This is a genomic window from Qipengyuania sp. HL-TH1, from assembly GCF_036365825.1.
GTDB lineage: Bacteria > Pseudomonadota > Alphaproteobacteria > Sphingomonadales > Sphingomonadaceae > Qipengyuania > Qipengyuania profunda.
On record NZ_CP142674.1, the window covers coordinates 50,155 to 75,427 of the forward strand.

The window sequence follows — 25,273 nt, forward strand, 5'->3', positions numbered from 1 at the left end:
CACGATGGCATTCGATTACGAAGACGTAGGCACATTCGGCAGCAAACGCGCGGCCGAAGACTGGGCTCACCGAAACAGGGTGGACCTGCGCGACCTGCACATCCGCAACGCCGGTGGCGACCGGGTCGAGGTCGGCATCCGCAAGAGCGGTTACGACGACAAGGAGAAATACGACAACCGCCACGGCGAACGGCGGGACGGATTCTGGCGCTGACGCCGGACGGGCGCACGCGCGCCCGAACCTTTCCGCAAGGCACAGCCCTTCGGAAAAACCACCCCGCGAGGGGCCTAACGCGCCGTCGGCGCACCAACCAGTCCGGGCGACCGGAAGAAGAAAAGGGAAACGACAGATGTTGAAGAAGATGATGATCGCCGCCGCATTCGCAGGCGCATTCATGGCCGTACCCGCGGCCGCCCAAGACGCTGGCAATGATGTCCATGCGAAGCACCAGGCAGCCGTTACGTCGGCCGTGGCCGACGGCACCAACACGGCAGCGAGCAACGTCGCCAGGCAGATGCTCGACATGGTCGCAAAGGAAGCGAAGGTGCGGGCCGCGATCGATCAGAGCGGGGCGGCCAAGAAGCGTCTCATCTCGCTCAACGACGCGGTCCGCTGCGCCGACTGCGAGGAGGAAAAACACCATAAGTGCGACGACGCCAAGTGCGACGACGCGGCGAAGTGCAAGAAAGCGAAATGCCAAGGCAAGGCATGAGAATGAACGGAGGGGTCGTGATCGTCGACGAGCCGCAAGTGCAATGCCCCTTTTGCCGGGGTTTCATGCCGGGCTGGCTATCGCGCTATCCCGGCAAGGCCTGCACGCTCTGTGAGCGGCCCCTCCTTCTCGTTCCTTCTGCATCGTCCGTTCGACACCGCTCGATTCTGAGCGCCCTCGACGTCGCCAAAGTCATCATGCTGCCGGTCATGGTCGGCGCGACCATTTCGTTCGGGTTCGGTCGCCTTGGCATCGACGGCTTCGCGCAGATCGTCGCTGCCAGCCTCCTCGCCTGGGGGATGATCGATGTCTGGGACGGAACGGCAGGGCTGAAGACGGGCATCGACAAGGTGAAGAAGCAGATCCGCCGCGGCGCCGCCGCGCGCAAGATGTCGATCGCCAAGACCATCTTCGGGCTGTCGTCGACCATCCTGGGCGGGCTTGGCCTGCTGATGGCGAGCTGACGATGGGCATCGACGATCGTGAATACATGAAGGAACGATACCGCAGGCGCGGGGGAGCCGTCGGTATACCTATCTGGCGCGATCGCCACGCTCGCATGGAATATGACGAGGCGGACATGGTCGCCGGCCGTTATCGCGCACAAGCCGGCTCGATGCTTCGCCTGGGTCCTACCAGCTCCGCAACCGGTTCGAGAAAGAACATGCTCGCCGCGGCTGCGCTCGGGTTTGCCGCGATCGTCTATGTCCTCGCCGCACAGCCTTTCGGCGATGTCCTCGATTTCAGCGGGCTGCCGAAGACCGGCGAGTTTCGCGTGCTCGCGAAACTACGCGCGGAGCCAACAGGGTTGCTCAAGATCGCCGCGCCGGACGAGGATATCGCGCTGCATCTGCTGGACGCCCACGACCGCGAAGTGTTCGTCGGATTCGTCCGGAAAGACGAAGAAAGCGCGCTGACGGTACCTGCCGGCCGATGGCATACCATCGTCACTTCGGGAACGGCCGAGAGCCTGCAGGTCGCAACGGACCTCACGCTTGGCCATCCCCTTGGCATTATCGAGATCTCTCCGGGGGAGGCTGTCACCGCCTCGCGCGTGGCTGAGGACCAGCAAACGGAGAGCGAACAGTGTCAAAAGCCTTGGAAAACGCGATTCCGCGTCAGATAGCGCGAGAGTCTCAGTTCCTCTGGCTATGGAAGCGCACGATAAACTATGTATATCAATGCTATACCAATAAATCACGCACCGACGGATATTTTTTTACCAATCGAGCCAGACACGAGTTCTCAGATAGCTACAGTGGACAACCGTCAACGGAGAAACCAGCACAACTACTGGCTCGGCTGCCTGGTCCTGCCCGTGCTCCTTTATGCGATCGTGCGACTTCTGGTTCACCTAGCAAGCTAGCGGCACTCACGGCAGGGTCAGATGGTTCGCAGCTAGGACTCAATCTGTCAAAAGCCTCGGAAAACGGGATTCCGCGCCAGATAGAGCGAGATTCTCATTTCGTGTGGCTGGCAGCAAGCCCAATCTGCACAGCAAAACAATACTTTAACGGGCACGCGCGTTCCGACCGACATTTTTTTGCCAATCGAGCAAACCGCAAATTTTCGGATAACAACAGTGGATGACCGGAAACGGAGAAACCTGCACGATTACTGGGTTGGCTGTCTGATTTTGCCGGTGCTCCTTTATGCGATCGTGCGGCTTCTAATTCACCTAGCAAGCTAGCCGGGGGTCACGACCGAGCGAGGCGATCCGCTGGTTGGCTTTCATCAAACCTCAGCTACAGCGAATTCGGGCGAGCCTGCCCAGGTAAGCTCCCAAGTCGCTCCTTGTCGGATGTTCTGGACAAGTGTCGTGCGGAATGTCGCCAGGCAGCTTCCACCGGCCCGGCGTGACGACGGATAGACAACACCACCGAAATCGGCGCCTCGCAGTTCCCGCGCCAGTTTTTGCCCCGCTGCATGGCCACTTTCCTCAACGGGATCGAGGTAGTCCGCTCCGTCCTGGTCGCGCAGATCCACGAAAGGTCCCAGAAACCCTGCGATCAGTTCACGGTACCGCGTGACGTTCTCATAGCGGCCGACGTTGTGCAGTTCGCGGGTCAGATGGTGACCGACTTCCGCCACAGCGGTCTCGTTCGGCGCATCACCGAACGCCGCGTACCATGCACCGCGATTGCCGTCGTTGAAGCGGCTGCCTTGAGGACGCGTGTAACAGAATGCCGCGTTCACATAGGTCCAACCATAACCGTAGGCAGATGTCAGCAGTTCGTCCTGCCGCACCTCGGAAGGCAGCGGCATATTCTCGTTTTGCCGGAGTGAAGTCTTTCGCTCGATCTCCTCCAGAAAGGCGAGTGCGGCGTCCGTGTCCGCCAGCGGAGCCATCGCGGGCTCTTCGATATAGGCTGTGCTTATCAGCCGGATTGTCGCCGGTTCGACGATCTCAACAAGCGGTAATCCTCGTGGGACCGTGTTTTCGACAAGCTGCACGGCCGCCTCACAAGCCGCCGCGCAGCGCGTCGATATGCTGGCGGACCGCCGCCATCGCGGGAATACCGCCGGCGATCATCATATCGACCGGCCGCCTGCCATTGTAGGGCGCGCCTTTGTTGGCCAGCGTCGGCCACTCGGTGGTAAGCGGCCCGTTGAACAAGAGCCGCAACCCCTTGAAGATGCCGATGATGAGGCTTGCGCGCGTGACCTTGTCGCGATCAAGGCGACCCTTGAACGCATCCTGCTTCATCCGGTCCCAAGTAGCTTGGGGAACATCGAACAGCGCCGCACCTTCCTGACCGGATAGATCCCAGTGCTGGGCGGCACGAACCACAGCTTTCACGATCACGGAGACCTGCTCGCGATCGGCGATCGGGGCGACCTGTGGGCGCTCTAAGTCCTGGACGCTTGTCATGCTTCACCTCTTATGATAGAGATATCTATATCATATGAGGTCCGATTGCAAGTGCAGTCGGACGTGCAAACGAGGCAGACCACCGTGTCGAAGAACATTTTGATATTTTCCGATGGCACCGGTCAATACGGTGGGCTGAAACCCGACCAGCGCCTGTCGAACATCTACAAGCTCTACGCCGCGGCGCGCCCTTCCATCGACAATTGCATCGACCCTGCCGACCAGGTCGCATTCTACGATTCGGGCCTTGGCACAGGAGAAGATGGGGGCGGATGGGGTCAGCGCCTTTCGCGTATATTCGGTTTGGCCTTCGGTACCGGTATCAGCGACAATATTGCCGACTGCTACGAGGCGATCCTCAAGCACTACGAGCCGGGCGATCGTATCTATCTCTTCGGGTTCAGTCGCGGCGCCTACACCGCGCGGTGCGTGGCGAATGTGCTGAACCTGTGCGGGGTCCCGCAAACGCGCGAAGGTGGCCCTATCCCGCGCGGCGGGAAAGCGCTGCGCGACATCGCCGAGGAAGCCGTGTTCGAAGTCTATGAGCACGGTGCCGGCAAACCACGCGGCGACTACGAAGAAGAGCGCGAGGAGAAGGCGCGCCGATTTCGAGCGAAATACAATTGCTGCGGCGAAGGACTGGATGGCGAGGAGCAGGGCAATGTCGCGCCGTACTTTATCGGCGTTTTCGATACGGTGGCCTCACTCGGGACGGCGCGCGCACGGACCTTCATTTTCGCCAGCTTCTTTCTTTCCCTCGGCGCCGCCCTGATCGCGGGGTTCTGGATCAAGTCTGCATGGGCTGCAGCTCTTCTGGCGATCCCCGCTCTCTGGTTGCTCTACAAGGGGCTCGGCATGGCGAAGCGGCAATGGAAGACCATTACCGACTGGCCAAAACCTGGCCAAAAGCGATCGCACAGCGCCAAGTGGAACATGAAGAACGCAGACAGGTTCCTCGACACGAACGTGCGCTTTGCGCGCCATGCATGCTCGATCGATGAAGACCGCAAGCATTTCCCCATCGCAGGCTGGGGCTATTCCTCCGACGTTCAGCGCATGGATCACCTCGATCCGCCCTGGCTTCGCCAGGTCTGGTTTGCCGGCAACCACTCGGACGTTGGGGGTAGCCATCCAGAAGACGAGTCGCGGCTTTCCGATATTGCCTTGCAGTGGATGGTGGAACAGCTCGACGAAACCAAGCATCCGATAGAACTGAACCGGGCCCGCCTCAACCTGTGGCCCGATGCGCTCGGAATCCAGCATGATGAGCGCCGAGCGCTGCTCGACGCCCCCTGGCAGGCCCTGCTACCCAGGAAATGGCGAAAGACATGGCCGCAGGAAGCCAGATCCATCAATCCGCAAGCGGAATTGCATCCGAGCGTTTTCGAGCGCGCTCGCGCAACGTCAGTCAGGAACTACGACCGGCACGAGCCTTACCGGCCGAGCGCGCTCCAGAAGCACGAGAAACTCTTGGCAGCCGGGTCGACGACCGAGCCTCCGGCGCAACCGATCAGCCCCGATAGGCCGGGCGCCGAGGGCAACCAGACCGATCCGTAACTGGTCACGCCGTTCGCCACAGACCGACATGCAACCGAGAACCCGGCCAACCCTATAGAATTAGCCTCCCAGTTTCGAAAGCTCCGTTACCCACGATGCCCTCCTCGACAATCATCAAGATGCCATCGGACGACAAGGCCTTCGAGGAAAACTGTGTGCCGCTGTTCTGCGGCGTCCTGAATGACCCGAACGTCAAGCTCGTCGGCACGCGGGGCAAAGCCCAATCGGGGATCGATCTGACCGGCAGGCGCGACCGCGATCCCACGCAGCTGGTCGGTATCCAGTGCAAGCTCATCACGCGTGGCGGAAAGCTCACCGAGGAGATCGTCCGCGCCGACTTCGCCAAAGCCCTGCAGATCACTCCGGCGCTGACCGAATTCATCGTCGCCACCACCGCGAACGACGATCTCGAATACGATCGCATTGCAAACACGCTGTCGCAGGAGCAGGCGGCGCTCGGCCGCCGAATCGACGTCCAGGTCTGGGGATGGGACACGCTCCAACCGAAAATTCGCGCGCATAAGGCGGCGCTCGATGCGTTCGATCCCGGTCACAGCGCATCGACCGATCGGATTGTGGCCCTGGGAGAGGAATCTCTCGAGCGCCATGGCCATACGAAAGCAGCCGTCGATCGCGGGTTCGAGATGCAGGAGCGCATCCTGAGAACGGTGACGGCCATCGATGCTGGCCGCAGCGGTGAACTGGATGTTCACCTCGATCTCCAGATCGATGGGTATCGCGACATCCTCAACGGCGGCAAACCGCACACCGCGCTCGGCCTGCTCGAGAACCTCGAAGCAAAATTGACCGCAAACAGTTCTGCAGCGATACGTGCGCGCACTCGCGCCAATATCGGCCTCGCCTACCAGCGGCTCGGCGATGACGAGCGAGCCGGCGAACTGCTTCTCGAAGCCTACGAGCTCAATCCCGACGATCCGAAAGTCGCTACCAATCGCGCTCTTGGCCTTCAGCTTCTCGGACGCTTCGAGGAGTCGACGCAGTGGGCGCGCGCGCGGCTGCGAGAAGATTCCTCCGACGAACACGCCGCCGCCTTCCTGCTCCAGGCGGCGACGTTTCTCACGGACCTGGACGATCCGAGTGCAGATATCCCCGAAGAGCTCTGCAACAGCGAGCTGGTCCGTATCTATCGCTGCGCCTTCTTGCGCTCACGCGGCCGTGACGACGAATGGCGGCAACTGGCGATCAAGAACTGGCACGACAATCCTGACAGCCTTCCCGCGGGCCGGCTTGCCGGCGATGCCTACCTCGAGATCGCGATCGGCGATGGCCGGTTCGAACGATCGGCAAAGATCGACTCCATTAGGCAGGAGGCGCTCGCATCTGCGCGCGACCTCCTGCAAAACTACTGGGACGAGGTGCGGCAATACGAAAACGCCGATCAAAACACCTACAATTGCGTCGCCTGCAATCTAATCACCGCCTATCGCGCTCTTGGCCATCCCGAGAAAGCCGACACGATCGCCACGCAATTGCTCGCGATCGCTCCCACCGACGAGAACGCGCTGATGAACGCGGCCTACGCATCGATGGACCAAGGGCACCATGAGAACGCACTGGGCCATGCTCGCAAGCTCGATGACGGGCCGGCGAAGACCGCCCTGCTGTTGCATATCTGGTCGGCGCAATCCAACTGGGTGAGCATCCTGGACTACAAATCCGACGAACGGCGCAGCGCTTTGTCGGAAGCCGTCCAGGAGCAATACGACGCGATGGTTTTCCGCGCGACCTACGCGGCCGACACGTCGCTCGATTGCCGCGAAGACGCAGATATTTTGCTGGCACGCTGGCCGGCCTCGCTGCCGGTGCATGTCACGGTAGCCGATGCCCTCAGCCACCGCGGTTCGGACCGCTTGGGTCACGTGATCGACAGAGCGATGGGGCTGGTCACCGATGCCACGAACTTTGGCCATCGATCGATGCTCGCGCATCTGTTCTACCTCGAAGAGCGATGGGACGATGTCATCGGAACGCTCAGTGGCTTCGTCGCGCTTGATCGCGACACCGTACAGCTGTCCTGGTTGGCCCTTTCGCATGCGAACAGCGACGAGCGAACCAGGGCGAGCACCTTCTTCCGCGAACTGTCTCCCGAATTGCTCGCAACGTCGAAATACGCCCGCCTTGCGGGAGCGGCCGAGCACAACCGCGGCGATGTGAAAGCGGCCGAGCGGTATCTCCGCATGGCAATAGCGGACGACCCCAACGATCTACGCGCGCACTTGCTGCTACAAAGCGCGCTTCAGCGGGCGAACAAGTCCAGAGATGCGCAAGATCACATCCTGCCGCTCGACGAAACGAAGCTTGTCGGAAACCCCCATGATCGCCTGCGACTGGCGATGCTCCTGCGCCATTTCGGGGAGGCTGGACGCGCACTCGAACTGGCATTCGATGCCGCATCGCAAAATCGCGGGGACCGCGAGATCGTCTCGTCGTATCCCGGTTTGATTTTTACCGACGAGGAACTTCCCTCGTCGATTGCGATGGCCAAGGGCCTTGGCCCAAACTTCTGGTTCAGGCTCGAAGGCGTCGATGGCGAGGAGCCTGTCGAGGGCATTCTCAGCGACGAGCCAATCCCGGAGGTCCAGACTTTTCCGGGAACCCATGCTCTCGCGGCGGCGCTTGCAGGAAAGGTCGTCGGCGACAGCGTGACCCTCCCGCAGAACATGGGGCCCGACCTCACTTATGAAGTGAAAGAGGCGAAGCACAGATACATCTGGCTGCTCCACGATATCATGCACACGCACGGGGCCCGGTTTCCGGAAGAGACCGCGATGTTCTCGCTGAAAACCAGGGAAGGGGATGTCCAGCCCATCCTCGACATGGCGAAAGAGATGTCGGAACGCGGGCGCTCGATTATCGATGTCTATCTCGAAAACGCGATACCGCTTGCTGCCGTCGCTCCGATGTGCCGCAAGAACGTCATCGAGATGGCAGACCATCTCGTCATCATCGGCGAGGATCTTAGGACCTGCCTCGGCGATCACGGCGAACGAAACAACGCGCAGCAAGCGGTCGTCGAGGGCAAGGGGCAAGCTGCGGCTCTGGACACGATCGCGGTCTGGCGCGCGAGCCAGCTCGGGGTGCTGGACGATCTACGCGATTGGTTCGGAACACTTTATGTCGCGCAATCCTCGTTCGATGAACTGCTGGAATTACGGTCGAGTTCGGAATTCGCGTCGCGGCAGGATACCGGGTTCCTCGGCTATCACGAGGGCAAGCACTTTCGTAGCGAGCTTACGGCAGAGGAGGCTGGTGCGCAGAAAGCGCGGATTGATGCGGCGCTCGAGGACATCCAGCGCTGCTGCGAAATTGTCCCTGTCGACGATTCCCAGTCGATCGAAGGCGGGTGGAAATCCGCGCTGGCCGAAAACTCGTTGCTTCTTGATCCGATCCTGGCCGCGCGCGAACGCGATTGCCTGCTGCTTTCCGAAGAATTGAACACCAAACAGCTGGCACATCAGCTCGGCATCGCACGCACTTCGTGGCTGCAGGCCACCTTGATGACGATGGCCGAACAAGGCGCGCTCGCAAACGGAAGCTACTACCGCGCGACCGCCCGGCTCGCTGTCTCGCGCCACGGGCACGTGTCGCTCAGCGGAGACGCACTGCTCGGCATTCTCCTGCTCGAAGATGAGTTTGCCTTCGAGTATTTCGGAGCCGCGAGCCGCTACATCGGCGGCGCAAAAGCCGAGCCGGTCTCGCATATCGAGGCGGTGAAAGGCTTCGCGCTCGCTGTTGCGTCCGCTAAACTTCCTGAATGGCAAAGAGGGCGAGCTTTGGGCTTGTTAATTGGTCGTCTTATCGCCGGCCGATCGGACTGGCATCCACTTCTGTTTGTTCTCGAACTGCAGCTGCGAGCTTTGCGAGCACGGCTATCGAACGCGCGCTGGGCGCACGACTATCTCATCGAGTGGTTGCGGGGCCATTTCATCGGCATCGACGAAGTTCGCGAAGACCCGAGACTAACCACGCGTAAGAAGAAGCGGATCGCCAAAGCTAGAACCAGGAGATCGTCTTGATTGCTCCGGCCGCAAACCGGGAAAGCCAAAATTTGCTTGCCGCTTGGTTTAACAAGAATGATTCACACCTTCCCTTCCGCGCGGACGCCGTGTCAGGGGACCTGGTCATAGCCGAAATTACAGGCGAGCAGGATATCGGTAGGGTGATAGACATTGTGCTGGCCCCGGCGCCGCCCTGCTTCCGATATCAGATGCAGGTTCTTTTTCGCCCTTGAGCATATAACATACAGGAGCCTGTTCGCGGCCGCGACCTTGTCGTCCTCGTTGAAATGCGGGACCATTCCCTCAAGGAGGCCGAAGGCGATCACGGCTTCGAATTCGGCGCCTTTCACACCATGGATCGTCGAAACAGTGATCCCGGTCTTCTCATCGAAAACCTTGCGGAACATGGAAACGTCGGCAATCGCGGTCGCACCATCTGCAACAAGCCGGTCGATACGCCGCTGCGATCCTTCGACGAAGGCCTCGTAATGCTCGACCAGCATTGGGGAACTAGTGCGATCGATGCCGAGCGCCGAGAAAAGGGCGTCGAAGCATTCGAGCAAATATGCAAGACCATCGGTTTCGGTCGAGGAGATACCGTTCGAGACGCGCAACAGACTTTTGCGGGTAATCGCGGTGGTATTAATGCCCGCCAGATCGAGCGCGGCGATCACTTCACCGGCCCATCGGCTGCGCCGGATGTAAAGCTGCGGCGAAGCCTCGGTCAGGATGATCCGAGCAAGCTTGTACCAAAAATTGTCGATGTCCCGCGCGAAGGGGACCATCCCGGGGCCGGAGAAGCTGTAATCGGGCAAAGCCGCCACAAGCTGGCGTGTCATGGCGGCAAGCGGCAACCATTGCGGTCCGACGATGCAGACTTCGCTGGGCGGAATTCCCAGCGTGTCGATGTTGTGGCGGATCAGCCGCACGACCTCAGCCACCAGCATGTCGCGGTGCGTCGAATGGTCGTAGGAAATTGCGCTCGCAAAGTTCTTGTATTTGCCTCCCGCGCTGATCTTGGAAGTCAGCTGGTTGAAGTTCTCGAAATAGCTGACGATGCGATCCGATGAGCGGTAGTTCACCGAAAGGTCCATCTCGGTAAAGCTTACACCGCTAAGTGCGGAAAACTCGGCAGGGGTGATCGCATAGCCGCCAAGCGACCCGTAGATCGCCTGATTGGGATCTCCGACAACGAACGCTCTGGCCTTGCCCATCGACGCTTTCAGGATGGCGCCAAGTATCGCGTACTGGATTTCCTTGGTGTCCTGATACTCATCGACCAGCACGATCGCGAAAATCGAGCCCAGAAGCACGCTGATGGATGGGACGTCCCGGACCAGCTCGTAGGCGTAGGAGAGTATCATCTCGAAATCGACCTGACGACTGGAACGCAGGTCGGCCCAATATTGCTGGAGAAGCGCATCGACACTGGCCTGCTTCCAGTGCGGGCAGGAGATGACATAGCCAGTCGAGGTAAAATAGTGGCCACAGTCAAAGGTGCGAAGACCGCCGCCATGCTGAGTGCACAGTAGCTCATGTGCACGTTCGGTATCGTGCGCATTGATCACTCGGAAGCCGTGTTTGAGCTCGGGGTGGTATACAGCGTAAGGTCGCAAGATCCACTCGAGGCAGAAGGAATGGATAGTGCCGATCCAGAGCTGACCGGTGTCGACGCCGAGCTGTTCGATCCGCTCCTGGATTTCATCGGCCGCGCGGTGAGTGTAAGTGATCGCAACGACACGCTGCTTGTCGGACGTGAGCAACGATAGTTCACGGGCGATCTTGTAGGTCAGCGTATGCGTCTTCCCGCTGCCAGGGCACGCGGTCAGGAACACGCTGCCGGGTTGCTCAATCGCATTGACCTGATCTGCGTTCAGGGCATTCGCGTTCCAAACGAACATCAGAGCATCGCGATGATGGAATTAATCCGATCGCCGGGGAATGCGGCCAGCATCTCGGCGCGCACCGCGGCAAAGTCGATCTCTCGATCGCGAAAGCGCGCGATTGTATCGCGCATCACATCGACCTGAGATTGCAGTACCAGCCCCGACGCAACTTGAACCTTGAGTCGGTACTCGAGAATGCTCGCCATGGTTTCGACGGAGATCGGCCGATGTGCGCTAAATAGGGCGGACAGGAGATAATTGGGCAGATGCACATCGGGGGTGATTGCCTTGCCGAGAATGATCGCGAACCAGCCCTTGCCGACTTGCTTCGCCATCGTGAGCACACGCGTTCCATAACGGGCGATGTCACCGGATTCGAGGTCGGCCTTGGCCTGAGCGATGGTTCCTGCGTCAACATAGACGTCGTTCAGGATGGAGGCCACTGCTGCATTGTTGCCGGCAAGAATGAAGTCCACTTCGAAGGTATGCTGCGCGAAATGCGCGCTCAGCCAGGCATTGTCGTGGCAGAAAGCGTTGAGCCGAGCCGAACGGGCCGCTCCGGAGGTCTGCGATCCGAGCGCACGGCTCTTCGCCTTGATCTCGGCATCGCTGTCGAGCGGATCGGGCGTCAGGTCGATAAAGGCCTGGTCGAGGTCCGTGATGATCGCGCAATTTTTGCGAATTCGCATATCGTGGAAAAGGACGGCCACATTCTCGAAGCCTGTGCTGCGAATATTGATCAGGCTGGTGCCAAGTTCGTCCAGACTCAGACCGAACACCTGCCTTATCAGGATCGGAACGAGAATCTCCTCGGCGTCTCCCTCGACCAGCAGCACACTTTTGGCAAAGAGCAGATTGCTGCGCACCGCGTCGAGGTATCGCTGGATATTACCGATCTGGCCGGGATCGAGACCGGCAGCGGGTTGAAAGACTTCGCAAACACCACCGTTTCGTCCGAGGATGTTGATGTTCTCGACATTGCTGACTTCTGAGATGTGAGTCGAATGCGTCGAGTAGATAATCTGCGTGTCGTCATAGTTCAGGCGGTCGAACAGCGTTTTCTGGATATGAGTATGGATGTGCGCCTCGGGCTCCTCGACCACGAGGAAATTGGCAAAAGTCTGTTTGACCTTCTGATATTTAAATTCGAGGAGCTTGAGGGTCAGGTAAATGAGGTTTGCTCCGCCTAGGCTGAGCTCATGGATCGCGCCCTCATATCCGGCTTCCGATTCGCCGACGAAGAGCTTCAGCGACTGGAAGAGGCGATCGGCTTCATCGGACAGGTCGGACCGGATAGAGAGGGATTTCGGGGAGTAGGTTTCGCCTGCTGCATCAGTGATTGTTTCGCGGATATCGGCGCGGATCGCGCCTACGTCGTCAAGACCCTCGATCGCATCATTCAGGTTAGACACCAGGTCGCTGATCGGAGCAAAGGCAGCGGGGTCGATCTCGCCGCTCTTGCCCTTGAGCAGAGTGAGCAGCGGATTGGTGCGATTGTTCTGGAACTCCGCAACGACGTCGCGGAGCGCCTGGACGAAGGTGAAGCCGACTTCGCGCGCAATCGAAAACATGCCGGGGACGACCCCGCCAATTTCGGGCGGGGTGAGTTCCTCCGGGAAAGTGACTGTATCGAAATCGCCGACAAGCGAACGATAGACATCGGGATCGCAGAAATCAGCGCTGCTTTTGCCGGTGAAGATCGTTTCGTAGTCCGACAGACTGACCTCGGCGCGCAGCGCCGCCAAGCCAGCATGATCGCCGACAGCCAGCTCGCCTAGCTTCTGGCGAACTGCAGCTTTCGGACGGAAGATCAGATTATAGGTCGCCCGATCAACGGTCGCGGCGGCGATGTTGCCGGTAGCGTGGAGGAACAGCGACTGGATCGTTTCATCCTGCGACACATCGGTGAATTCGAGGCTGATGATGATCCAGTGACCGCGCCACTCGGCGATACCGCGATGGAAGTCGCGTTCATCGAGACGGTAGGCCATGCGGAGCAGGTTCTCATCGAGAAGCAGCCGGATCGCCCGAAACAGGTTTGTCTTGCCGGACCCGTTCTCGCCGATGATCGTGTTGACGCCCTTTTCAAACTTCACCGTCGCAGCGGCAAAGTTTCGGTAATTGACCATCTGGAGTTTCGATATGTGCATGGTTCCCCCGGATTTGAGTTTGTAGCGTGATCAGGTGCGATCGGAAAAGCGGTTGAAGGGGGTGATCTCACGCACCAGCAACTCGACGTCGCGCAGATAGATTTCTTTGCGAAGAAAGGCGATTTCATCGCCCTGCAGACCATCGTCGACATCGATGTACCAAGCGCGGGGGTTGGGATTGTCGTCACCGTTCCAGCGATAGCCGCGTGCCTTGAGCACGTCCTTCAAATCGAAAGGGGAGTTCTCCGCCCAGATTCGCCAGCTTGGGCGTCGGGCCTTTTCCAGAAGCTTCTGCATTGCCGGCACGCGGCTTGCGGGAAGCGGCATAGCGAGCAATTCGATGGCTGCGCGACAGTCATGAACGGCGCGGTGACGATCGTAGAAAAACCCGGCGCCGGCGGCGAGATAGGCCAGTTTCACGCCTTCATGACCTTCGCCGATCCAGTCGATCTGCGACATCGAACAGGCCCAGGGTTTGAACACAAATGCATCGCTGAGACGTTCGAGAAACCGCCGATCAAAGCCGGCATTGTGCGCGATCACAAGAGAAGCGCGATCGACCAGTGCGCGGACAGCGTCGAGATCGATACGATGCCCGGCAACCATCGCGTCGGTAATCCCGGTCAAACGGGTTATTTCGGGCGGAATCGGCGCCGACGGCTCCTGAAACTGTTCGAATGGTGGACCAATATCGCAAATCAAACCGTCGGGGAGATAGCTGAACGGTATCATGCCGAGCTCAATGATCTCGTGCTTGGTCGGATCGAGCCCCGTCGTCTCAACATCCACGAATAGACCGAGACGGGTCGGGGCACCGCCTGAATCATTGATTCGAAGCCTGGGTTGCAAGCGTCGTAGTACGCGGTACTGCCCACTTGCCTGTAATGCCTCGGCCATCGCGTCAAGATCGTTCATTGTGGTCCCTGTCGCCTATAATCGGCATAGCCGATCTAACGAAGGCGACTATGGCGTTAATTCAAATTGTCTACGATATACCTGCGATGCCCTGCGCGGCGACGGGTCTGGGGACTGCTGTTCGATTAAGCTGCCAAACCGGGGGAAAGGTCGCCACTTGGCATTCGTGGTCGGCCACCACTCAATACGTGATGGCCGACCGTCGATCTACTCCGCGTCGCCCGTCCAATCGTCGTAGTCGTCGGGGAGATGGCTCAGATCTTCAGGTGGCTTCGCGAATGTTTCCCATTCTTCCGCCGTCATCATGTCGGTCCGGATGCTTTTCTGCAGTTGGTTGTTCCAGTCGGGAATGGCGGAGATGCGAACCAACATCACCTCGACCTTGCCCTTGTCGTAGATTTCGAACGTCCGCGTCTTCGCCAGTTCGACATAATTGCCAAGATCCTGCGCCAGCTCGTCGACCGAGATGCGGAAACATGCATGTGGTTTCATGGAGTTAGAACCTTTCGATTGCGTACAACAATCCCGCCGACCGCGGAGCCGCGTGGGCGATGCAGTCGGGCAGGCAAAAGGCTCGTGCCGAGAGTGATAGCCGATCGGGAGCGGAAGGAAAGCCCCGCTCCGTTAGCGCTCAAGCTGGCGCATCAGGTAACCGGCACCGGCCGGCGTGGCGTTCACCGCGATCGCGAGCTTGTTGCGTGTCAGCGACGGCAGAGCGACCCGCAGCTCGGCCGCATCGACCAAGCGGCTGCGCGCGGTCCGCCGATATCGCTCATGCAACCGCGACATTTCTCGCTCCATGCGATCGAGCGAGCGAGCAGCAAGCGGCGCCTGACTGAACAGGCACTCGGCAAGCAGGTCACGCCATTCCGCGAACGACGAGCACAGAAATTTGTGCCGGGGGACGAGCGAGGGAAGCAGGTTCGCGCTGAGTCCCGAGCGCTGTAGCAGTGTCGGTACCATTATCATCACCAGCCAGGCACGGAGATGGTCGTGGCCGAAGGAGATGGTGCGCCCGTCGGGGAGAGTCGCAACCAGCTCGGAATGATCCGCGGCGCGGCGAACCAACCGCGCCATCTGGGCAAGCCTACCCGAGATTGACGTCAGCGATGGCTCGAGCCCAGGCTCATCCGTAATCTTGCGGAGACCGCGCCACAGCGGGCCGTAATGGACGAGGTCGGCACCCGACCAGGTCGACGCCTCGGCTTCAGCGTCGAACAAGCCTTGCAGCAACCGACGAACCTGGCGATCGCGCCCGGCGGACGCGGGCGCAAGGCTGGCGAAGAAGAAATGGACGATTGCCGCCACTCCAAGCGGATCATTCAGCCCCTCGCTCGCGCGCGGCGGTGAACCCGACCCAGCGACCCACGCCTCGATTGCGTTTGCATCGGTCGGCACTCCCGCGTTGCACGCGGTGATCGCCGCGCCTTCGAAACGCGCACGGATGCTCCAGGCCGTGCGCGCCGGACTGTGGGTCAGGCGCCCGTCGAGCCGTCCGAGGGCGAGGAGAGGGTCTAGGCGTTCCATATATATGCGTGGTCGAATATCCAACGATTCTAGTCGCATATGGATTCCGCAGGAAAGCAAAAAGTGGGTTAGCTTTCGCCCACTCGTACGGTTCGCGAGCGCACATGTGATAAGGGGAACTTATCACATGTTGCAGAACCGCCCGGATGGACTAGTGTTGCGCCGACATGACCGAAGTCCCGCCCCCTTCCGCGTCGCCCGGTAGCGCCCTTACCGAGCTTCAAACCGACCTCGCACTCGCGCTGCGCGCGCCGAACGTCGCCATGGATCGCGAGCTTCTCGCCGCCTACGTCGAGGCGGCCGCGCCGAACTCGATCCGCGCGCTGCGGCAGGACGTCGAGACGTTCAACCTGTGGTGCCGGCGCAGCGATACCCGCGCGTTCCCTGCGACGCCCGGGATGGTCGCGGACTGGCTGAAGCATCGCGCGAGCGAAGGCGCAGCGCCCGCCTCGCTGGTGCGGTACAAGGCATCGATCGCCAAGGCGCATCGGCTGCTCGGGCTCGACGATCCGACCAAGCATGAAATCTGCCGGCTCGCGATCGCGGCGCACCGCCGCAAGGTGGGCTCGCGGCAGAAGCAGGCTCGGCCGTTGCGGTTCCGCGGCGCGGTCAAAGATCCGGTCCAGGACACGCCGCGCGGCATCCATATCCGCGCGATCCTCGGAGCCTGCGATGATACACCGACCGGGCTGCGCAATCGCGCGCTGCTCTCGGTCGCCTACGATACCGGCCTGCGCGCGAGCGAGTTGGTCGCCGTCGCAGTCGAGGATATCGTCGAGGCGCTCGATCCCGACGCGCGGCTGCTCCGGATCGGGCGGCACAAGGGCGACCAGGACGGCGAAGGCTCGACCGCCTACCTCTCGCCGCGCAGCGTCCAAGCGCTCGAGGTGTGGCTGCGCGTCGCAAACATCACCGAGGGGCCAGTGTTCCGGCGCGTGATCGTGCGCCGCTACGCCGCCCGGCCCGCGCGCAGGCGGATCGATCCGAACACGGTTTCGGGCCGAGCGATCTGGGATCCGCGTAAGTTTGCAGCGAAGGCGGCGGTCGCGGCGCGGACCGAATATCACGTCGGTGACAAGGCGCTTCCCCCAGGCTCGGTCACGCCGATCGTGCGCGGAATGATTGCTTCCGCGATCGAAGCGGGCGCGTTCGGCGATCTCGACAAGGGACAGGCGAAGGGACTCGTCGTCGGGTTCAGCGCGCATTCGACGCGCGTCGGGTTGAACCAGGATTTGTTCGCGGTTGGCGAGACGCTAGCCGGGATCATGGACGCACTGCGGTGGAAGTCTGCGAAGATGCCACTTGCATACAACCGCAATCTTGCTGCCGAAGCTGGGGCAGCAGGTCGGCTTCTATCGAAGCTAGATTAAGGCTCTCGGCAGGTGCTATTACGCGGCTGTCACCGGCAGCTTTGCGCCCCAATCGCGGTCGTTTAGCACTTGGACGTCGATCCCCAAAAGCGGACATCCTTCAAATGGCTACATTCAATCTTCGAGCTTGATTTCGTTGCTCGCCCATCAGTGGTGCTGAGTCAGCGCGTAGATCTGCCGTCAGTTTTCCGCATCCTCGTCGGGAAGTTCCGCCTCCAATGATGCGAGGCGGGTCTCGAGCTCGTCCTGAACGAGTTTCGCCATATTGGCGAAGCGCTCGAGACGTTCGATCTGCGACCGCACGCCGTTCACCTCGTCCACGAGCCTGCGGTGTTCGTCCTTCTCGGCGTCGCCGGTTACGTAGACGATCTGACGCAAGGTGGCGATGTCGCGGCCGGCGAGCCCCATCCCGGAAGCGCGTTTCACCCAGGCGCGGGTCTGGTCCGGAATCTCCTCGATGGCACGGGACAACAGGTGACGAAGCACTTGGCGCGCCACTCGATCGAAAAGGACGACGACGTCGAGCACCTTGCGTTCCGCGGGCTTCGACTGGTCGTCCCAGTCGAGGGCGAGGCGGTTGTAGAAAGGTTGCGTCGCATCGGGATCGAGTGCGGTGATCACATCCAGCACTCGCTCCGCGGCTTCGAACGGGCGTGCACCATGCGGAAGGCAATTCCGATGCCGCCAAACCTCTAGGATCGCGGTGACGCATCGATCCTCGGCCGCAACGCGCGCATCGTCTGCCGCCGATTTCGCCGCTTCGATCAGTTTCGCGAGATGGTGCGCCATCCAACGGCCAAGGACATCATTCGACTGGTCGAGGCCTAGCTCGGCGACGAGGGCCTCTCCGAGTTCGATAATTTCGCGCAGTTGCTTTGGCGGGCTGGCCGGAGCGGAGGACGACGTACCGCGTGTTCCTGAGCTCATCGAAGGGTTCCTTGTCCATGTAGCGGGTGTATCGCGTCTCGATCCGCTCGGCTCTCAGACGCACCTCGAAGAGGAGATCGCGCCGCTCGCGCCGCATCAGGGCGTCGAGCGCACCGCCGGAAGCGAGGAGGCGTCGACCGCTGTCGTGAGCGCCGTCCTGATCGTCTCCGTCGCCATCGCTCCAGATCTCGGCTCTCAGTTTTGAGTCCGCCGCGCGCATCGCGCAATTCCCTTGCCGCTCGATCGCCCATGATTTAGGCTCAGGACGCCTTCCGTAGAGCTCGAGGCGCTACCATCGGAACAAGGAGAGAAAAGATGCACAAGGCACTGTTCGTAGGCATTGAAGCCGGGCCGACCCACCAGGAAGATGCCGCTGAATTCCTCCGGGGTGCGCTGGAGCCGGTCGAGCATGAGCAGGACACGCGGCACTGGTACGCGCTGCGCTTTGGCCCCGCCGACTTCGCCATCTTCGATACCTTCCCCGGCAATGCCGGCCGGCTGAAGCATCTGTTCGGCACGGTCGGCCGGGCGCTGGTGGTGAAGACCTTCACCATCCTCAACGGATTGCCGGAGATCGAGCCGGCCGACATCCTCGCCCTCAAGGTGCCGGCGGCGGACGCCCTGCCGCGCTTGGCCCTGCATGTTCCGCTTGAAGCACGGGATGGTGCGGAGGAAGAGGTTGCCCGCTTCCTGCAAGGAGCTCAATCGGCCGTGGAGCGGGAGCCGGGCACCCTGTCGTGGTACGCTCTGCGTCTCGGAAAGACTCGGTTCGCCATCGTCGATACCTTCGCCGACGAGGCAGGGCGCGAGGCGCATCTGTCGGGCGAAGTCGGCACGGCGCTATCCGGAAGCTCCGCTTCGCTGTTCGCCGAGCCTCCCCAGATTCACCGCGCACAAATCTTGGCGTTCAAGATTGCATCCGCTGGTGATGAGTAGAGGACGAGCAGGAACACGTCGGTCGCGCGGCCGCTTGAGGGAGGGACAGTCTGATGGACACGAAGCAGAAGGCGCTCGTCGGAGCGGCCGTCGCCAGCACCGCGGCAGCCGGGGCCGCGTTCGCGTTCAAGTTCGCGGGCACGGATTCGAAACTCACCAAGGTCGCGGATTTCGACCATCAGGTGACCGGCGTAAGCGTCACCGAGGACGGGCGGATCTTCGTCTGTTTCCCGCGCTGGACCGACGACGCCCCGATCTCGGTCGCCGAGTTGCTGCCGAGCGGAAAGCTCAAGGCCTATCCGGACGAGAGATGGAATTCCTGGCGCAACGCGAAGGCGAGCGAAATGCCGGTCGGCGAGTATTTCGTCTGCGTGCAATCGATCGTGGCGGATGGTCGGGGCGCCTTGTGGGTGCTCGATCCCGCCGCGCCCGGCAACGAAAAGATCCTGCCCGGCGGCCCCAAGCTGGTCCGTGTCGACCTCGCGACCGACCAAGTCACCAAGACGATCCTGTTCGACGAGACGGTGGCGCTTCAGGGCACCTATCTCAATGACATCCGCTTCAGCGCTGACGGCAAGACCGGTTACATTACTGATTCGGGCACACGCGGCGCGATCATAGTCGTCGACCTTGACACCGGTGACGCCTTCCGCGCGCTCGACGGCCATAAGTCCACGCAGGTCGAGAAGGACGTGATCGTCGAAATCGATGGCAAGCCGCTTCGTCGGCCCGATGGTCGCCAGCCCAGCTTCTCGTCCGACGGCCTTGCGATCTCCAACGACCGAGAGACGCTTTACTGGCAGGCGCTGACCGGCCGAACGCTCTATTCGATCGATACATCGAAACTCAGCAAGGGCACTTCGGCCTCGGACGTTGAAGCGGCGGTGAAGACCGTCGGCACGACCAATGTTGCGGACGGCCTCTGGATGGGCAGCGACGACACGCTCTATGTCACCTCACCAACCGACAATTCCGTGAAGTATTGGACGGGCGATGCGCTGGAGCCGGTGGTAACCGACAAGAGATTGCGCTGGCCCGATACGCTGTCGGAAGGGCCGGACGGGACGATCTACGTCACTGCCTCGCATATCCAGGATACGAACTGGTATAAGCCGGGCGCCCCCGCTTCGCTGCCAACCGCGCTTTTTTCCTTTCGTCGGTGACGCGACGCGGTCGGTTTTAACGACCAGTGTCTTGATGTAGTTAGGCTTCGTGGACAAAGCTTGACCTGAGACTCGCCCTTCGATTCAAGGCTACCTTTTGGAGGCGGCCTTGGGCGAACGGATCGGAGTATCGGACGAAGAGTGGGAATTGATCGGGCCACTGTTGCCGACGGAGCGTGGACGTGGCTGCAGGCCGGCGCAGGATAATCGACGCTACTTCGAAGGCATGATGTGGATCGCGCGCACCGGCGCGCAGTGGCGACATTTGCCGGATGAGTATGGCAAGTGGGGCAACGTCTTCCGGCGCTACCGAAGATGGGTCACGACCGGCGTGTTCGCTGCCATGCTCGAGACGCTGGCCGAACTGGCAGGACGGGACACTGCCGCCGACATGATCGACAGCACAGTGGTCCGAGCACATAATTGTGCAGTCGGCTTAAAAAGGGGACTCAGCAAACAGAGGGGCTCGGCCGATCGCGGGGAGGCTTCACCACCAAACTCCACGCCAGATGCGACGCCAGAGGCCTCCCACTCGGCTTCGTGCTGACGCCCGGCCAGGCTCACGACGTTCAAGGCTTTGCGCAGCTCTTCCGGATGATCGGTGACCGCTTCGAAGCGTTCCTCGCCGACCGCGGCTATGATGCCGATGCCATCCGCGAGGAGATCGCCGATGCCGGCGTCGAAGCGATCATCCCTGCCAAGGCCAACCGCCGCACGCCTGCTCCGCACGACCGCGTAAAATACCGCTGGCGGAACCTCGTCGAGCGGCTCAACAAGCTGAAGAACTGGCGCCGGGTCGCCACTCGATACGACAAGACCAAAGAGTCCTACCTCGGCTTCGTCGCTCTCGCTTCAATCAAGCTCTGGATACCCTTTGTCCACGACACCTAGCTGCCATTAGCGGCTGCAAAGCTTCCAAGCTTTCGACGCCTTCCGCGACAACCTGGGACCCCAAGTCATGTGATAGTGCAATTATTGAACGCACAAGTGTGTCTTGCCGCGTGCCCTGCTTAAGTTTTCGTATGAAGGATTGATCAATCTTCGCAACATGGATTGGCAACTGCTGGAAGTAAGACAAACTGCTATAACCGGTGCCGAAATCGTCGATCGCCAACCGCACTGCAGCCGCTTTTAGCGACATTAGTTGATTGCGAGCCTTCTCCGACCGACCCATGATCGCGCTTTCGGTCAGTTCCAGTTCGATACAGGAAGCCGGCAAACGATGCTTTAACAGTAGCAATTGAACGCGGGTAGCGAAGTCGTGCTCACGGAGATTACCAGCTGACACATTAATGGAGAGCGTAATCTGCAGACCCTGTTTACGCCAGTTGGCCTGCTGAATCATCCCTTGGTTCAGAACCCACGCCGTTGTGTCGCGAACCAACGCCGTCTCTTCAATCAGAGGAATGAATTCGCTCGGTGAAATCTCGCCGAGTTCGGGGTGGTCCCAACGCAGCAGCGCTTCCGCGCCGCAGCAGCGGCCGGACGGCAACGAAACCCTCGGCTGATAGACCAGGCAAAGCTCACCCTCACGCTGCAAGGCCTCACCGCAGGCAGCCACCAAACCGGATCGTCTACGATACACTGCATCGCTTGACGGCGAATAGGTGCTGACTGCACGCTCGTTCGCCCACGAGTCTTGCGCGGCGCTGTAAACGGTTCGCAACACGCCTTGCGGTTTGATTTCCCCCAACACCATGGGTGCGATACCAAGCGCTGGGTCGTGGTGAAGCCGATGACGGCATCGGAGCTAATCGAAGTAATGTCGGTAGCGATGCTCGCCAGCATAGAATCACTGAAGCCATCGTCAGCTAGAAAGGCCAGCTGCGTAGCGGCTACGTCATAGGATTGGCATGACGCCTGCAGAGCAAACTCGAGCGTTCGCACCGCGCCTCTGACAATCTCATCGTGATGCGCTGGCCCCATGACGCGACCAACGCTGTCGAGCTCGTTGTTCTGCGCTAGATCAATTAGAACCGCACGCCGGTTTTCTCCGGTATGATCGCGTGCGATATCACAAAGATCTTCGTTAAACTAGTTGCGGCTCGGCAGTCCGCTTAGCGGATCCACCCGACCATAGGCATGCTGAAGTTCGATTTGTGCCATAACCATTGCTGCCAGGTCGCCAAGTGCCGACATTTCATCATCGCAGGCAATCCGCGGTGTCTCGCCCAGTACGCAGAGTGCGCCGAGACAATATCACTCATGTGTGATCAGTGGATCGCCACCATAGAAGCGAGCCCCGGTGCTGGCTAGAGTGCTTTCAGCGTAGCGTGGGGTGGCAAGCAAATCTGGCACTACTGCTGCTCGTTACTTCCTTACACGGCGCGTCGTGACGAGGCATCTCCGTATCTGTAAATACCCAAGCGAGTCTTGAACCACTGTCGATCGCTATCTGTTAGCGAGATAGCGGACGCATCCGACAAGATCTGTCCAGCCATTCGCGTGATGCGATCGAAGCTTTCGCTCACCGGCGAATCGATCAGACCTAGCTGGCGTAGCACCGCGATACATTGAGGTTGCGGCTTCTTGATAATCAGTTTATCGCTCCTTGGTGCGCAGAGTAGCCGATTGTCCTTACCTATTTATAATCAACCCTATGTCGTCATTCGCGATCTGCGTTCGCTAAGTCTGGGTGGTTTCCCACCCACCGTTTGAAAAGCGGTCGCGAACGACTGCGAACCGTTAACGTTTGGTTCACAACACATCAGGAGACAATCTCATGCGCGCCGTTTGTTATCATGGAAAAGGCGATGTTCGCGTCGACACCGTTGCCGACCCCGAAATCAAGCATCCCCGCGATGCCATCATCAAGGTCAACGCTTGCGCCATTTGCGGCTCGGATCTCCACCTGATCGACGGCTATATGCCGACGATGGAGAGCGGTGATATCCTGGGCCATGAAAATATGGGCGAGGTCGTGGCGCTCGGGTCCGAAGTGACCAATCTTTCGATCGGCGACCGCGTCGTCGTTCCCTTCACCATCAGCTGCGGCGATTGCTGGTTCTGTAAGAAGGGGCTTTATTCGCTGTGCGACACCACCAACCCCAATGCGGAAATGGCGATCAAGGCGATGGGCCATTCGCCCGCCGGCCTGTTCGGTTTCAGCCATATGCTGGGCGGCTATTGCGGCGGTCAGGCCGAATATCTGCGCGTGCCGATGGCCGATGTTGGCCCGATCAAGGTTCCCGACAATGTCACCGACGAGCAGGCGCTGTTCCTGTCCGACATCTTCCCGACCGGCTATATGGGCGCTGAAAATGCGCAGATCGAACCGGGCGATACAGTGGCGGTATGGGGCTGCGGTCCCGTCGGCCAGTTCGCGATCCGATCGGCGATCATGATGGGTGCGGGCCGGGTCATCGCCATCGACGAAGTTGCCGAACGGCTTGCGATGGCGGAGGCCGGCGGCGCGGAGACGATCAATTTCTCCGAGACCGACGTCTATGACGAACTGATGGCACGCACCAAGGGGCGCGGCCCGGACAGCTGCATCGATTGCGTGGGCACCGAGGCCGCAACGCATGGTTCGGTCGACGCCGTCATCGACAAGGTCAAAGCGGCGACATTCCTAGGCACCGACCGGCCGCACGTGATTCGCGAAGCGATCATGAGCTGCCGTAAGGGCGGGACGATTTCGGTCCCTGGCGTCTATGTCGGGATGGTCGACAAGATCCCGCTCGGCGCGGCAATGAACAAAGGGCTGACCATGAAGATGGGCCAGACCCATGTGCAGGCTTACACGCAGCCGCTGATGGCCAAGATCGAAGCGGGTGAGATCGATCCGAGCTTCGTCGTGACCCATCCTACCAGCCTCGAAGATGCCCCGGAAATGTACAAGAAATTCCGCGACAAGGAAGACGAAGTCATCAAGGTCGTCATGCGCCCGCATGACTGACCCGATGCCTTGGCGACAATACGGCCAAGGCTGACTTAAACGAAGCGATTATGAGCAGATATCCGGCATTTCGGTCGCCGGATATCTGCTTTTTTCGTTAGCTGATGCCTCAGGCGCGGACGCTAGCCCTCGATCATGCCCTGCGGCTGTTCGAGCACCAGCACCCGGCATCGACACGCAGCACGCGCGCGGTCTGGCGCACGGCGAGCGGGTCCACAATCTAACAAATATCGATGTCGATTTGCCTCGCGATGCGCTGGTCGTCTTACGGGTATCTGGGGTTCCGGAAAATCATCGCTCGCGTTCTCAACGCGGTTTGCGGAATCGCAGCGCCGCTATCGCGGCTCTGTCTTGCCCAAATGCGCGGCGACTGCCACATTGCTAGCGTGGCTTGAACGTCGAGGCGGCTCAATTGGCGATTATCTGTTCCCCAGCCGTATCGACCTCGCAGGCCACATGAGCACGCGACAGTGTGCACGCCTGGTTGACGAATGGGTGACGGCGATCGGACTGCGGAAGGCTGAGTACGGCACGCACTCGCTTCGGCGGACGAAGGTAGCGATGATCTATCGCGCAACCGGAAACATCCGCGCGATGCAGATCCTGCTTGGCCACACGAAGATCGAAAACACTGTGCGCTACTTGGGCGTTGACGTCGAAGACGCTCTGCTCTTAGCCGAGCGAACTAAAATCTAGCCGAAGAAGCGGTCGATCCGCAGTTCTGATCGACGCTTCCAGGGCGGCAAACCCATGCGATAATCGGCTGAAATTGGGTGGAAAGCTGACGTCATCTGCACCACTCAACAGAGGTCTACATCCAAAACTGAGCGCAAAGCAGCTTTGGTGCTAGATTACGAAATTAAGGCTGCCTGTTCTTACGCCAGCTGACTGCGTTTAGACCGCCAAACAAAACGCCCAGCACGATCCACACCACCCAGCCATCGCCTTGAATGAGCTTGAAGATGCCCAACGCGAGAAAAATCACACCGATAACCGGAAAACCTTTCTTTCCAACCTCATTCATAGTCTGGGGTCCCTGATCTGCTTTTGCTGACTGTATGCCATCGCTTCACGACTAAGAAGGCGTTATCGACCCACAGCGCGCTGACGCATTAGTGCAACGTAAACCTCGGCAACCTCAAATCCGCCATGGGGTCGTAAACTGAATGGCCGCCTTTGCCGTTCAAGCCCCCAAGACCGGACCGTCTACTGTCGGCCCAATCCAGACTCAGTTCGACATCCACGCGTGAGGTATCCTCTCATCTCTCTCGCGCTCAGCCAATTAGGTTTCGGTCGCGGCTACCCGTCGCCCTCTTGGATGATTGGTGCTCCATACTGCA

20 protein-coding genes and 3 pseudogenes are annotated in these 25,273 nt (G+C 60.2%); 13 read left to right on the forward strand and 10 right to left on the reverse strand.

Going from position 1 to position 25,273, the window contains the following annotated elements; genetic code table 11:
• Positions 1 to 4: 4 nt before the first annotated feature.
• From VWN43_RS00280 to VWN43_RS00295, 4 genes are all read left to right on the forward strand, one after another.
• The gene (locus VWN43_RS00280; RefSeq protein WP_119587680.1) at positions 5 to 214 is read left to right on the forward strand and encodes a hypothetical protein; all 210 of its coding nucleotides are present in this window, start codon (positions 5 to 7) and stop codon (positions 212 to 214) included.
• A 136-nt stretch (positions 215 to 350) separates the two neighbouring features.
• A complete protein-coding gene (locus tag VWN43_RS00285; RefSeq protein WP_320179805.1) occupies positions 351 to 713 on the forward strand; it encodes a hypothetical protein in 363 nt (120 codons plus the stop codon).
• A 17-nt stretch (positions 714 to 730) separates the two neighbouring features.
• Entirely contained in the window at positions 731 to 1,177 is a 447-nt protein-coding gene (locus VWN43_RS00290; RefSeq protein ID WP_305959962.1) for a hypothetical protein, read from the forward strand.
• A 2-nt stretch (positions 1,178 to 1,179) separates the two neighbouring features.
• Entirely contained in the window at positions 1,180 to 1,839 is a 660-nt protein-coding gene (locus tag VWN43_RS00295) for a hypothetical protein (RefSeq protein WP_320179806.1), read from the forward strand.
• A 608-nt stretch (positions 1,840 to 2,447) separates the two neighbouring features.
• Here VWN43_RS00295 and VWN43_RS00300 read toward each other — a convergent pair.
• Both VWN43_RS00300 and VWN43_RS00305 read right to left on the reverse strand, forming a co-directional pair.
• On the reverse strand, positions 2,448 to 3,167 hold the full coding sequence (locus VWN43_RS00300) for an RES family NAD+ phosphorylase (protein WP_320179807.1): 720 nt from the start codon (positions 3,165 to 3,167) through the stop codon (positions 2,448 to 2,450).
• 7 nt (positions 3,168 to 3,174) lie between these two features.
• A complete protein-coding gene (locus tag VWN43_RS00305) occupies positions 3,175 to 3,585 on the reverse strand; it encodes an antitoxin Xre-like helix-turn-helix domain-containing protein (protein ID WP_320179808.1) in 411 nt (136 codons plus the stop codon).
• An 84-nt stretch (positions 3,586 to 3,669) separates the two neighbouring features.
• On the opposite strand from VWN43_RS00305, the gene VWN43_RS00310 reads away from it, so the two are divergent.
• Together VWN43_RS00310 and VWN43_RS00315 are read left to right on the forward strand one after the other, a co-directional pair.
• A complete protein-coding gene (locus VWN43_RS00310; RefSeq protein ID WP_320179809.1) occupies positions 3,670 to 5,142 on the forward strand; it encodes a phospholipase effector Tle1 domain-containing protein in 1,473 nt (490 codons plus the stop codon).
• 95 nt (positions 5,143 to 5,237) lie between these two features.
• Positions 5,238 to 9,179: a tetratricopeptide repeat protein gene (locus tag VWN43_RS00315; RefSeq protein WP_320179810.1), complete on the forward strand. Its 3,942-nt coding sequence runs from the start codon at positions 5,238 to 5,240 to the stop codon at positions 9,177 to 9,179.
• A 92-nt stretch (positions 9,180 to 9,271) separates the two neighbouring features.
• Here the strand turns inward: VWN43_RS00315 and VWN43_RS00320 are convergent, their stop codons facing one another.
• From VWN43_RS00320 to VWN43_RS00340, 5 genes are all read right to left on the reverse strand, one after another.
• Complete coding sequence (locus tag VWN43_RS00320) at positions 9,272 to 11,062, reverse strand: ATP-dependent helicase (protein ID WP_320179811.1); 1,791 nt, start codon at positions 11,060 to 11,062, stop codon at positions 9,272 to 9,274.
• Positions 11,062 to 13,197, reverse strand: a complete 2,136-nt coding sequence (locus VWN43_RS00325) for an ATP-dependent nuclease (protein WP_320179812.1) — start codon at positions 13,195 to 13,197, stop codon at positions 11,062 to 11,064. The genes VWN43_RS00320 and VWN43_RS00325 overlap by 1 nt, the downstream gene beginning before the upstream one ends.
• A 30-nt stretch (positions 13,198 to 13,227) precedes the next feature.
• Positions 13,228 to 14,112: a 3'-5' exonuclease gene (locus VWN43_RS00330; RefSeq protein WP_320179813.1), complete on the reverse strand. Its 885-nt coding sequence runs from the start codon at positions 14,110 to 14,112 to the stop codon at positions 13,228 to 13,230.
• A 207-nt stretch (positions 14,113 to 14,319) separates the two neighbouring features.
• Positions 14,320 to 14,604: a hypothetical protein gene (locus tag VWN43_RS00335; protein WP_320179814.1), complete on the reverse strand. Its 285-nt coding sequence runs from the start codon at positions 14,602 to 14,604 to the stop codon at positions 14,320 to 14,322.
• Between the two features lie 132 nt (positions 14,605 to 14,736).
• Entirely contained in the window at positions 14,737 to 15,510 is a 774-nt protein-coding gene (locus tag VWN43_RS00340; RefSeq protein WP_330767213.1) for a hypothetical protein, read from the reverse strand.
• Between the two features lie 296 nt (positions 15,511 to 15,806).
• On the opposite strand from VWN43_RS00340, the gene VWN43_RS00345 reads away from it, so the two are divergent.
• Complete coding sequence (locus tag VWN43_RS00345) at positions 15,807 to 17,009, forward strand: tyrosine-type recombinase/integrase (RefSeq protein ID WP_320179816.1); 1,203 nt, start codon at positions 15,807 to 15,809, stop codon at positions 17,007 to 17,009.
• A gap of 180 nt (positions 17,010 to 17,189) precedes the next feature.
• On the opposite strand, the gene VWN43_RS00350 is transcribed toward VWN43_RS00345, so the two are convergent.
• Entirely contained in the window at positions 17,190 to 17,936 is a 747-nt protein-coding gene (locus tag VWN43_RS00350) for a hypothetical protein (RefSeq protein WP_320179817.1), read from the reverse strand.
• Positions 17,937 to 18,251: 315 nt separating this feature from the next.
• On the opposite strand from VWN43_RS00350, the gene VWN43_RS00355 reads away from it, so the two are divergent.
• From VWN43_RS00355 to VWN43_RS00365, 3 genes and pseudogenes are all read left to right on the forward strand, one after another.
• Positions 18,252 to 18,872: a putative quinol monooxygenase gene (locus VWN43_RS00355; RefSeq protein WP_320179818.1), complete on the forward strand. Its 621-nt coding sequence runs from the start codon at positions 18,252 to 18,254 to the stop codon at positions 18,870 to 18,872.
• Positions 18,873 to 18,925: 53 nt separating this feature from the next.
• Positions 18,926 to 20,035, forward strand: coding sequence for an L-dopachrome tautomerase-related protein (locus VWN43_RS00360; RefSeq protein ID WP_320179819.1), 1,110 nt, complete (start codon positions 18,926 to 18,928; stop codon positions 20,033 to 20,035).
• A gap of 163 nt (positions 20,036 to 20,198) precedes the next feature.
• A pseudogene (locus VWN43_RS00365) lies at positions 20,199 to 20,926 on the forward strand (IS5 family transposase).
• On the opposite strand, the gene VWN43_RS00370 reads toward VWN43_RS00365, so the two are convergent.
• On the reverse strand, positions 20,892 to 21,734 hold the full coding sequence (locus tag VWN43_RS00370) for an EAL domain-containing protein (protein ID WP_320179820.1): 843 nt from the start codon (positions 21,732 to 21,734) through the stop codon (positions 20,892 to 20,894). The pseudogene VWN43_RS00365 and the gene VWN43_RS00370 overlap by 35 nt on opposite strands.
• A 1,023-nt stretch (positions 21,735 to 22,757) precedes the next feature.
• Between VWN43_RS00370 and VWN43_RS00375 the strand changes: the two genes are divergently transcribed.
• From VWN43_RS00375 to VWN43_RS00380, 3 genes and pseudogenes are all read left to right on the forward strand, one after another.
• Positions 22,758 to 23,933 carry a zinc-dependent alcohol dehydrogenase gene (locus tag VWN43_RS00375; RefSeq protein WP_320179821.1) on the forward strand — a complete coding sequence of 392 codons (1,176 nt, stop codon included), beginning with the start codon at positions 22,758 to 22,760 and terminating at the stop codon, positions 23,931 to 23,933.
• A gap of 169 nt (positions 23,934 to 24,102) precedes the next feature.
• A pseudogene (locus VWN43_RS16310) lies at positions 24,103 to 24,290 on the forward strand (hypothetical protein); the annotation flags it as partial.
• 9 nt (positions 24,291 to 24,299) lie between these two features.
• Positions 24,300 to 24,629, forward strand: a pseudogene (locus VWN43_RS00380) (tyrosine-type recombinase/integrase); the annotation flags it as partial.
• A 163-nt stretch (positions 24,630 to 24,792) separates the two neighbouring features.
• On the opposite strand, the gene VWN43_RS00385 reads toward VWN43_RS00380, so the two are convergent.
• Positions 24,793 to 24,957, reverse strand: coding sequence for a hypothetical protein (locus tag VWN43_RS00385; RefSeq protein ID WP_320179822.1), 165 nt, complete (start codon positions 24,955 to 24,957; stop codon positions 24,793 to 24,795).
• Positions 24,958 to 25,273 lie beyond the last annotated feature (316 nt).